Source organism: Dethiosulfovibrio russensis (genome assembly GCF_021568855.1).
Taxonomy (GTDB): domain Bacteria; phylum Synergistota; class Synergistia; order Synergistales; family Dethiosulfovibrionaceae; genus Dethiosulfovibrio; species Dethiosulfovibrio russensis.
Genome location: NZ_JAKGUG010000014.1, coordinates 43,164 through 53,441, shown reverse-complemented (window position 1 = coordinate 53,441; position 10,278 = coordinate 43,164). Strand labels below are relative to the sequence as shown.

Genomic DNA, 10,278 nt, shown 5'->3' with positions numbered 1-10,278 from the left:
GCTTTTGCGGAGGGGGTACACCCGGTCCCATGCCGAACCCGGCAGTTAAGCCCTCCAGCGCCGATGGTACTGCGATTCGCTTCGTGGGAGAGTAGGTCGTTGCCAAGAATCTTTTCTCTTTTTTTATACTCAGCCCCGATCATCTTTCGATGGTCGGGGCTGGGTGCGTTATGTCCGGTTTGTTCTATAGGGTTTTGTGGAATCTCTTGGCGGCGGCGGTCAATGAGACCAGAGCTAGAGCAGTCTGGGCCGATATCTGAGGTATCAGGTCCGATAGTCCCACTCCCTTGGAGAGGATGGCCTGCATAATCTCCAGATACCACCTGAGAGGGTTCAAAGCGGTGAGCCATTGGACCGGAAGGGGCATATTCCGGACAGGGAAGACGAATCCGCTTAGCAGTATGGCCGGCATTAGAAAGAAGAACGCAGTCAGGAGGGCCTGTTGCTGGGTGGTGGCGCTTACGCTTATCAGAAGGGCGCAGCCCAGGTTCCCCGCTAGGAAAATCGCGGTGAGAGCGTAGAGCAGCGGCAGACTTCCCTTAAAGGGCACGTCGAACACTACTGAGGCTATGGCGAGCATGGCTGTCATTATCAGATAGGCCATGGCCATGTAGGGAAGGGTCTTTCCCAGAATGAACTCGATCCCCCTTATAGGGGTTACCATTATCTGCTCTATCGTTCCGATCTCCTTTTCTCTGACGATCGAAACCCCAGCGACCAGTAGACTCTGTAGGGTCAACATCATGGCTATAAGCCCCGGAACGTAGTATCTTTCGCTGTCCAGGTTTGGGTTGAACCAGTTCCTCAGCCTGAGGTCCACCGCTTCGCCCATCGATCCCGGTGGAAGCAGCTCCTCGTTCAGCCTTCTTACCACCGCCGAGGCTGCGCTCAATATGGTTCCGGAGTCGAGGGAGTAGGTTCCGTCCAGCAGTATTTGGATGGAGGCTCCCCGCCTGGATAGGATATCCGCCTCGAATCCTCGGGGTATCCAGAGCGCCGCCCTGGTGTCTCCCCGGTCCATGAGGTTCTTCAGTTCCTTTGGAGAAGAGACGTACCATCCCAGAGAGAAATGACGTCCCGCCACGAAGCTTCTGATAGCCTTCCGTGAGGACGGCGTCCTGTCCAGGTCCAACACCACGAGCTTGGCCTGACGGAGGTCGGTTGTCATGGCGAATGACATTACCAGCATCATCATCACCGGCATGGCGAACACAAGAAGCCTCATCCTTTTATCCCGTACTATCTGGAGCCCTTCCTTGACGAGCATCCTTTCGAGTCTCTTCCACATGTCAATCCACCTTCATCCTCATGGCCTTAGCCGTCAAAACGGCCATCAGAGCGCCGTACAGGGCCAGAAAGGCCAGGTCCAGCCACAACACGGAAAGGCCCACTCCTTTCAGGTATATTCCCCGAAGTATGGATATGAAATACCTTCCCGGGATTACGTAGGTCAACCACCTAAGCGGCATGGGCATATCAGCTATGGAGAATACGTAACCGCTCATGAGCAGTGTCGGCACGTAGCTTGCCATGACGGCCACCTGGCTTGCCAGAAGCTGGGACCTCAGTCTGGCGCTCTGCTGCAGTCCGAATAGGAGCGACCCCAGAAGGAAAACCGTACCGGCGGCGAAGAGCAGGGCCGGGTTGCCCCTTAGAGGTACCCCGAACAGCCAACGTCCCGCCGCGACCGACAGGGCTATGTCTCCCAGTCCTATTACCAAATAGGGGGCTATCTTGGCGGTAAGTAGCTCTCCCTTCCTGATCGGGGTGCTTATGAGCTGTTCCATGGTGCCTGTCTCCCACTCCTTCGCTATAGTGGTGCTGGCCAGAAGGGCAGCTATGACCACCATCACTATGGCTATCACCCCCGGGACCAGTGTCCAGGTACTCTCCATGGCCTCGTTGAACCAGCTTCGACTGACCAAGGAGATCGGGGTCCTGAAGGATGGGGCGACTTTAGGGGAGAAAGCCATCGCCAGGGCAGACAAGTAGCCCGACGCCATTCTGGCTGTCGTGGCGTCAGATCCGTCCACCACCGCCTGGAATCGGGGGGCCCGTCCGGACAGAATCGCCTCGGAGAAATCCGCCGGTATGGCCAGTCCCACCAGGGCATCTCCCCGATCTATGGCCTTTTCCAGGTCCTTCAGGGTCTTTCCGTTAAGGACTACGTCGAAGTAGGGCGATCCGTCGAAGAGTGAGATTAGCTCTCTGCTTTGGGGGCTGCCATCGTCGTCCCATACCACCGTGGGGACGTCCTTAAGGTCCATCTTCAGGGCGTAGCCGAACAGGAGTATCAGTATCACCGGCATGGCCACGGCCAGAGCGAGGCTTCTGGGGTCCCGGACTAGGTGTATGAACTCCTTTTTTATCAGTGCGGACAGCCTCTGGAGATTCAACTTTTCTCGCCTCCCTCCACCAGCTCTACGAAGGCATCCTCCATGGAGGACGTGTCTGTCCGTTTTTTCAGCTCTCCCGGGGTACCCAGAGCTATCATGTCTCCCCGAAAGATCATGGCCAGACGGTTGCAGTATTCAGCCTCCTCCATGTAGTGGGTTGTGACGAACACCGTTATCCCTCTATCGCTCATGTCGTTTATAAGCTCCCAGAAGGTTCGTCGGCTTACCGGGTCCACCCCGCTGGTGGGCTCGTCGAGAAACACTATCGGAGGTTCGTGAAGCACGGCGCAGGCCAGAGCCAGCTTCTGTCTCCATCCCCCGGTGAGGGATCCTGCCATGTCGCCTCTCCTGCGGGAGAGGTCGGCCATGTCGAGGGCCCATTCCTTTCTACCCTTCAGTCTGGAGTCGTCCAGGCCGTAGATTCCGCCGTAGAAGTTCAGGTTTTCCTCTACGGTCAGATCCTCGTAGAGGGAGAATTTCTGGCTCATGTAGCCGATCCTCCGCTTGACCGATTCGGGATCCTTCCCGACGTCCACTTCGGCTACCACCGCCCGTCCCGAACTGGGGGAAAGCAGGCCGCAGAGCATCCTTATTGTGGTGCTCTTGCCAGCTCCGTTGGGGCCGAGAAAACCGAAAATCTCCCCCTGGGATACCTCGAAGGACAGGTCGTTTACGGCGGTGAAGTCGCCAAAGGTCTTGGTGAGGTTCTTGGCCGTTACCGCCATCCCGTCTTCGAAGGGGCGTATCTCTCCCGGAGGTGCCGTCGCCCTCTCCCCTCGAGCCTCGGAGACCACCGACACGAAGACGTCCTCCAGCGACGGAATCGCCTCCTCAACCGTACCGTGGGGTATAGAGGCCGTTCGCAGGATGGCCTCTATCTCCGAGGAAACGACGTCGTCGGGACACTCCAGGTGGATCGAGTCTCCGAAGGGGGTGGGGTGCCAGCCATCCCTGGTCCCAAGGGCCTCTGCCGCTTTCCTCGGTGCCCTGGTGGTGAAGGAGTACAGCCTGCCCGACATGAGGGACCTTACCTGCTCCAGGGGTCCCTGTCCGAGAAATCTCCCTTTGTCCATTAGGGCGATCCTGTGGCATCGCTCCGCCTCGTCCATGTAGGCCGTGGTTACCACCGTGGCGACCCCTCGGTCCGACAGGCCGAATAGCATCCGCCAGAAATCCCGTCGACTTACCGGATCCACCCCGTTGGTAGGTTCGTCCAGGAGGAGTACCTTCGGGGTGTGGATCAGGGCGCAAACCAGCTGAAGCTTCTGCTTCATCCCTCCCGACAGGGCACCCGCCCGCCTCTTCTTGAAGGGGTCCATGTAGCTGAAGCGAAGGAGCTCGTCCACCCTTTCGGATCTACCTTTTTTGGGCAGACCGTAGAGGTCGGCGTAGAGGTCGACGTTTTCCTCCACCGTCAGGTCCGGATAGAGACCGAACCTCTGGCTCATGTAGGCTATTCTATCCTTGACTCGGTCCGGTTCCTTCGCCACGTCCAGGTCATCGATCCTAGCGGAGCCTCCTGTTCCGTCCAGCACGGTGGCCAGTATCCGAAGCACCGTGGTCTTTCCGGCTCCATCCGGGCCGACTATGCCGAAGATCTCCCCTGGGTCTACAGAGAAGGACAGACGGTCCACCGCCCTGAGGTTCCCGAAAGATCTCTCCAGGTCATGGACATCGACGAGAGCGGTCATCTCGGAGTTATCCTCACCGTGACGGGCATGCCTATCTTTAGAACTCCGTCGTCGTTATCGCCCCGGACCTTTATGCGGTACATCAGGTTGACCCGTTCTTTTCTGGTTTCCACCGTTTTGGGTGTGAACTCCGCCTGGGAGGATATGTATGTCACCTTGCCCTCGATCCCGCGGTCCAGTCCGTCCACCTCCACCAAGGCGCTCTGACCGAGGGCTATGTGGGACAGGTCGGTCTCCATTACGAAGCACCTTATCCATGGTCGGTCCAGCCTGGCGAGGGAGAAGGCCGGCGTTCCGGGAGAGACGTTCTCCCCCTCTTCCGAGGCCTTCACCAGCACGGTCCCGTCGAAGGGAGCCCTCAGCTCGGCGTATCCCAATTTTAAAGCGGCCATGTCGGTTCTGGCCTTGGCTGCCCTCAGTCTGGCTCTGGCCTGGGCCTTTACCTCCTCTCTCGGACCGGACCTTACCAGGTCGTAGCGGGCCTGGGCTCCCTGAAGGGCGGCGTAGGCCTGTTGGACGTCCTCTCTGCGACTTCCCTCCTTTAAAAGGCTTAGCTGTTGGGAGGCAGCCGACACAGATGCCCTCGCTTCGTGTAGTTTTTCCTGAGCGTTGCGATATGCCGTCCTGTAGGATTCGTACTCTCTCTGGCCTATGGATCCCGATTTATAGAGGCTTTTGAACCTCTCGTCATCTGCCTTAGCCATCTCCAAAGTGGCCTCGGCGGATCGTCTTGCGGCGACGGCCTGGTTCAGCCTGGCCTGGGCCTCGGCTATCTGCTGGACCCTGGAGCCTCCCTCCATCTCGGCCAAGGCCGCCTTGGCCTTCTGTACGTCGGCGCTGGCAGCGGCTATCTCCTCCGGGCGGCTGCCTTTCTCCATCTCCTCCAAGTTCGCCGCCGCCATGATCTGTTCTCCTATGGCAGTCTCCAGCGCCAGCTTCAGATCTTCGGTGTCCAGCTTTGCCAGGACAGCCCCTTTTTTTACCCGGTCTCCCTCGTCGACGCAGACGGTCTTTACATATCCTCCTACACGAAAGCTGAGGGTCGACGTAGTGGCCTCCACCGTTCCGGAAAGGGAGATGGTCCCGTTTCCGCTTTTTCCCAGGGTCCAGGACGCAGCTGCCGCCATCGTCAGGGCCGCTGCTACCGCGGCGATTCCTATGAAAGCTCTCTTTTTATCCATCGATCTTCCCTCCCTCACGGATCGCCTTTATCCCCGCCAGGGCGAATGTAGCGGCGTGGCGGGCGAGGGTGTCCATGTCTATATCCCTGGCCTCTCCGGCCAGGCCGATGGCCTTTATCGTGTCGCTGAAAAATATCATGTAGAAGCACTGACTCACCGAGCTCATGACGCAAAGCAGCACCTGCCGTCTCGTGGCATCGTCTCCCAAAAGCTCCGCCACGGTGGACATTAGTATGTCCCTTTGGGGGTAGACGTGTTCGACCATGAGCTCCGTCATTATCGGCGAGGGATGGAGCAGTTCCCGTGAAAGCAGGGCTATTCTGCCCTCGTTGCCGGGGATTCGAGCCTCTCCGACGAGCCGATTGACGTAGGCCCTCAAGAAAAAGGCCAACCTTTCCTCGGCGGAGTGGTCTCCCGGCGGCACAGCCGGATGCCTCTCTATGATGGTGGTGAGTATGTCCTCCAGAAGGGCCCGGTACAGCATCTCCTTGCTCCCGAAGTGGTAGTTTACCGACGCAAGGTTCACCTCGGCCAGTGAACATATCTCCCTTATCGTGGCCTCGTTGTAGCTATTCTCTCCGAAAACTATCCCTGCGGTGTCGAGGATCTTCTGTTTGGTCGTCTTTATCCCTGTCATGTCGGATCTCCTTTTCAAACATACGTTTAAATCGTTTGTTTTATTCTATGACCCTGACGGCTGTTCGTCAACTGGTACTAGAGGTAAGACCCTGCCTTAGCCTCGTTGTTTTTCTTGACAGGCTAGATCTTACATAGTAAGGTTTGTCTAATTTAGTTCGTTAGACATGCAATGACTTTCGTCGCTTGACGAGGTTTAAGACGGTCAAGAAAGGGTAGATTAAGATGCTGAAGAGAATTATAGGTGTCATGTGCGCGGTTACCATGGTTTTTCTAATGGTCGCTTCTGGATACTCCGAGGAGAAAGGGACTTTTTTAATAACCGTAGGGACTCCTAAGGCCCCTCCTGCATTGCCGTTGCTCTACATGATGGAAAACAATACTCTAGGCGACGAAGTAAGGATCAAGTTAGATTTTTGGAGTGAGGCCGAGACCTTAATAGCCATGGTGCAGGATAAAAAGCATCACTTTCTGGCTTTCCCTCTGACCGTTATGTCCAAGCTTTACAACAAGGGGTTGGATGTAAGGCTTCTGAACGTGAACACATGGGGCGTCACCTATTTTATAACCACGGACCGAGAGTTTAGAAGCTGGAGTGATCTCAGAGGTAAGGATGTCTACGTGAACCTCAAGAGCTCTCCTCCCGATGTCTTTACCCGGTGTTTTTTGGAAGAGGCGGGGCTCGATCCCGAAAAGGACGTAAATATCGTTTACGCTTCCATGCCCGAGGTAGCTGCTATGATCGCCTCGGGCAGGGCGGAATACGCAACTCTGATCGAGCCCATGGCCACCAAGGTTCTTATGTCCAATCCGAAAGCCCGGGTAGGCGCGAGCTTCGAGGAGGAGTGGCGACGTATTAACAAGAACGATTCCAGAATTCCCAATGCGGGGATGGGAGTTATGGGAGATTTCGCGAAAAAAAACCCCGATCTCGTAGAAGATTTTCAGAAAGGCTACGAAGAGGGTCTTATCTGGACCTTGGAACACCCTGAGGAGGCGGGTAAACTGGCCGAGAAGTATCTAGCCCTGGATGGAGAACTGTTAACCAGGGCGATACCCAGCATGGGGCTTCATTTCGAGGATGCCATGGAGGCCAAAGCCGATCTGGATCTCTTCTTCGGCTTTTTGCTGGACTTTGATCCCAGGACGATTGGAGGCAGAGTTCCCGACGATGGCATGTATTACGTCGAAGACTAAAAAACGAACCATGGCGGTTGCGGATAGAGCTCTTTCGTTGCTTCTGGTCTTAGGACTATGGCAATCTCTGACCTTTTTCTTCTCTCCTCTCGTGGTTCCGGCCATAAAGAGCGTTTGCCAATCTCTCTACGAGATATGCTCGACCCCTGCTCTCTACTCGATGATCCTGATTACCCTCTTTCGTCTGCTCGCCGGGCTTTTCGTGGGGGTTCTGGGCGGGGTGATCCTTGGAGTTATCATGGGATATTCCGAGCGGTTTCGGAATATCCTTTCTCCCATGGTGGGGATCCTTCAGACCGTCCCGCCTGTGGCATGGGTGGTCCTGGCGTTGGTGTGGTTCGGGTTTAACGGCAAGCCTGCCGTGTTCATAGTTGTCACGGCGACCATTCCGGTCATCTCTATCAGTGTCTCCGAGGGTATCAGGAACGTGGATCCCGGGCTTCTCGAGATGGCGTATCTGTATCGTTTCTCGGAGAGAAAGAAGATGTTTCACGTCGTTTTCCCGTCGGTGATGTCCTACTTCAATTCCAGCTTTAAAGTAGCTTTGGGGCTTGCATGGAAAATAGTCGTCATGGGCGAGGTCCTGACGACCAGCGACGGTATCGGTGGAATGATAAAAGATGCGAGGTTGAACGTGGAACCCGAGACCATAATAGCCTGGTCCATAATCACCGTGGCGCTGTTCTATCTCTCGGGGTATGTCGCCCGGTTTCTATTTTCCTGGAAGGACGATGGACGTGTTACGAGTTCGTAATGTAACGAAAAGCTTCCGTTCCCTTCCTGTTTTGCAGGACGTTTCATTCGAAGTCAAAGAGGACGAAATAGTAGCTGTCATAGGGCCTTCCGGCTGTGGAAAGTCAACTTTGCTTAACGCTATCTCCGGTCTGATGTCTCCCGATCGAGGGATCGTGGAAGCGGACAGAGAGTGTATAGCCTATGTCTTTCAGGATAACCGGCTCCTTCCTTGGGAAACTGTATACGACAATGTTCGACTTGTGAGGAACGTCGAGAATAGGGAGGAGATTCTTGGTCTTATAGAGGCTGTAGGGCTAAAGGGGTTTGAGGGGTTCTATCCGAGTCAGCTCTCTGGCGGCATGCTGAAACGATGCGGCATAGCCAGGGCTTTCTATTATCCCAGTCGGCTGCTGCTTATGGATGAACCCTTTCAAGGTTTAGATTATTGTTTGCGACAGGAGATGCTTTCCACTCTTTTGAGGGTGTGGGAGACCAGAAGACAGGGAGTGCTATTCATAACTCACGAAATCGATGAAGCCTTGACGGTCGCAAGTCGGATACTGGTTTTTTCACGTCGTCCTGCCAGGGTGATCGAAGAGATCTCCCTTTCTGGAAGAGAAGGGCGCCATGTGGATACCGAGGAGCTTTCGGAGATGCGTGCCCGGATAATATCCCTTATCACGGTGTGATCCGTCCGTGAGGGGATTAGTACGATCTCGCTAGATGACGAGTTTTAACTTTTATAGGAGGGATTTGCGAGTGGGGATTCTAAAAAATCTTCCGACACAGGAAGCGGAGGGACTGGCGTCTCTTATCGAAGGAGAGAAGAACCAGGTTGTGAGCATGGCCCTTTCCGAAAGCGATCACGTGCACGTCTCGCTTTTTACCTTTGCGGACAGGGAAATGGTGAGCGAAGAGCGTTACCCCGGAGACACCATGTATCTAGTGGTGGAAGGAGAGACCTTGATCGCTCAGGGAGAGCGAAAGAGCAGGTTAAAGGCTGGAGAGGTCTTTATGGTGCCTAAGGACGTTCCTCATGCCGTAGGTGGCGCAGAGGCTTTCAAGGTACTACAGATTACCATGATTTGATTTTTAGAAGGAGCGATAAAGATGGTGGAAACTGCGGAAAAAATCATTAAAAATGTGGAGCACTGTGTGCCTTTTACTCTGACCGATCTCGTTGCAATAAATCCAGGGAAGGTCTCTAGCCTTACTTTGGCTAACAAGCCAGGCGTTGTGGTGACGATGTTTTCCTTCGATACCAACGAAGGGTTAAGTACCCATCGTGCCCCGGGAGATGCCATGGCTTACGTACTAGAAGGAAGTGTCAAGATAACCATAGGTGAGGACTGTACCACCGCCAAAGCGGGGGATGCTGTGGTTATGCCCGCCAATGTGCCCCACGCCCTAAAGGCACTCACCCCTTATAAAATGCTTTTGGTAATGGTAAAAGCGTAGATATAAGCTCTTGCAAATATCGTCGAACGGGCCAGGGATATTTTTCCCTGGCCCGTTCTTTTGAGGTGATCCCCACCGTTTTATCCACTTTCTACATGGGGACAGACCGAAACAAAGACTTGAACTAGCCTAGGTGGAGCGATTTCGTAATGTTGTTCCATTGACTTTTTTGTTTATATAAGCTAACTTACTTATCGTTCAGTAAGTAGCGCTGTTTTTCGGTAAGACCGTCGTTGACAAAGAGCAGCCGATCGATTAGACTCTTTTACCTATGATGACCGTAGGTCAAAATAAAAACCGTCGGTCATGGATGTGATGGGGAGGTGTAGGCCATGGCGAGGCTTTCCGCCAGGAAGAAGGCCGTGTTGGAGAGGATGACCAGAGATTCTCTCATCTCGGCGGTGGAGAAGCTCCTTCAGGAAGAGGGTTGGAAAGGTACCACCATGGACCGAATAGCCAAGGAGGCCGGAGTCTCCAAGGGTACGGTCTATAACTACTTCAAGGATAAGAGGGATATCCTCTTTTCCGTGATGGAGAGGAACACCGAGGAGATAAGGGAGTTCGTCCGATCCGTCGACCTGAGCAAGTCCGATCCGGTCGATTTGTTGAGGAAAATAGTGGGCAAGACCTTCATGGACCTCTACGAGAAGAGAAAGCTGATCTCCGCCACGGTCCAGGCCTATTACGAGGACAAGGATCTGCGTAGGAAGATAGACCCCGATCATGCCTGTCACGAGGATCACCCTATGAGAGAGGTCAGAAAGGTCATTGCCGAGGTCATAGCCATGGGGGTGAGGTCCGGAGTGTTTCGACCTATCGAGCCCGCCATGGCCGAGGCTGCCATAAACGCGATGACCATGGGGGTCGCCAAGCAGTTTGCAGCGGGAATGGTGAGCTTTCCCGGAGAGGTTTACGTGTACACCGTCAGAGACCTGGTCATAAGGGGTCTGTTGGTGGATTGATTTTTTTCGAGTTCGAAGGGTA

General features: G+C 54.8%; 11 protein-coding genes and 1 rRNA gene. 7 read left to right on the top strand and 5 right to left on the bottom strand.

The genetic code is table 11. The annotated features are described in order from the left end of the window. Window positions 1-108: ribosomal RNA gene (rrf, locus tag L2W48_RS12215) — 5S ribosomal RNA — on the top strand; the annotation flags it as partial. Window positions 109-184: 76 nt separating this feature from the next. Here rrf and L2W48_RS12210 read toward each other — a convergent pair. Genes L2W48_RS12210 through L2W48_RS12190 form a run of 5 tightly spaced genes read right to left on the bottom strand, consistent with a single transcriptional unit; the run spans window position 185 to window position 5,905 of the window. Then, a complete protein-coding gene (locus tag L2W48_RS12210; RefSeq protein ID WP_236100148.1) occupies window positions 185-1,288 on the bottom strand; it encodes an ABC transporter permease in 1,104 nt (367 codons plus the stop codon). 1 nt (window position 1,289) lies between these two features. Next, complete coding sequence (locus L2W48_RS12205) at window positions 1,290-2,396, bottom strand: ABC transporter permease (RefSeq protein WP_236100149.1); 1,107 nt, start codon at window positions 2,394-2,396, stop codon at window positions 1,290-1,292. Then, window positions 2,393-4,087 carry an ATP-binding cassette domain-containing protein gene (locus tag L2W48_RS12200; RefSeq protein ID WP_236100150.1) on the bottom strand — a complete coding sequence of 565 codons (1,695 nt, stop codon included), beginning with the start codon at window positions 4,085-4,087 and terminating at the stop codon, window positions 2,393-2,395. Before L2W48_RS12200 ends, L2W48_RS12205 begins: the two co-directional genes overlap by 4 nt. After that, window positions 4,084-5,268, bottom strand: a complete 1,185-nt coding sequence (locus tag L2W48_RS12195) for an HlyD family secretion protein (protein WP_236100151.1) — start codon at window positions 5,266-5,268, stop codon at window positions 4,084-4,086. The genes L2W48_RS12200 and L2W48_RS12195 overlap by 4 nt, the downstream gene beginning before the upstream one ends. Next, window positions 5,261-5,905 (bottom strand): CerR family C-terminal domain-containing protein, encoded by a 645-nt coding sequence (locus tag L2W48_RS12190; RefSeq protein WP_236100152.1) that lies wholly within the window; start codon window positions 5,903-5,905, stop codon window positions 5,261-5,263. Before L2W48_RS12190 ends, L2W48_RS12195 begins: the two co-directional genes overlap by 8 nt. Window positions 5,906-6,129: 224 nt before the next feature. Between L2W48_RS12190 and L2W48_RS12185 the strand changes: the two genes are divergently transcribed. The 6 genes from L2W48_RS12185 (at window position 6,130) to L2W48_RS12160 (ending at window position 10,256) form a co-directional block, all read left to right on the top strand. Further along, the gene (locus L2W48_RS12185) at window positions 6,130-7,101 is read left to right on the top strand and encodes an ABC transporter substrate-binding protein (RefSeq protein WP_236100153.1); all 972 of its coding nucleotides are present in this window, start codon (window positions 6,130-6,132) and stop codon (window positions 7,099-7,101) included. After that, the gene (locus L2W48_RS12180) at window positions 7,076-7,855 is read left to right on the top strand and encodes an ABC transporter permease (RefSeq protein WP_236100154.1); all 780 of its coding nucleotides are present in this window, start codon (window positions 7,076-7,078) and stop codon (window positions 7,853-7,855) included. Before L2W48_RS12185 ends, L2W48_RS12180 begins: the two co-directional genes overlap by 26 nt. A 31-nt stretch (window positions 7,856-7,886) precedes the next feature. Continuing rightward, a complete protein-coding gene (locus L2W48_RS12175; protein WP_236116554.1) occupies window positions 7,887-8,525 on the top strand; it encodes an ABC transporter ATP-binding protein in 639 nt (212 codons plus the stop codon). A 70-nt stretch (window positions 8,526-8,595) separates the two neighbouring features. Further along, a complete protein-coding gene (locus L2W48_RS12170; RefSeq protein ID WP_236100156.1) occupies window positions 8,596-8,925 on the top strand; it encodes a cupin domain-containing protein in 330 nt (109 codons plus the stop codon). A 21-nt stretch (window positions 8,926-8,946) separates the two neighbouring features. After that, window positions 8,947-9,294, top strand: a complete 348-nt coding sequence (locus L2W48_RS12165; protein ID WP_236100157.1) for a cupin domain-containing protein — start codon at window positions 8,947-8,949, stop codon at window positions 9,292-9,294. Between the two features lie 332 nt (window positions 9,295-9,626). Beyond that, the gene (locus tag L2W48_RS12160; protein WP_236100158.1) at window positions 9,627-10,256 is read left to right on the top strand and encodes a TetR/AcrR family transcriptional regulator; all 630 of its coding nucleotides are present in this window, start codon (window positions 9,627-9,629) and stop codon (window positions 10,254-10,256) included. Window positions 10,257-10,278 lie beyond the last annotated feature (22 nt).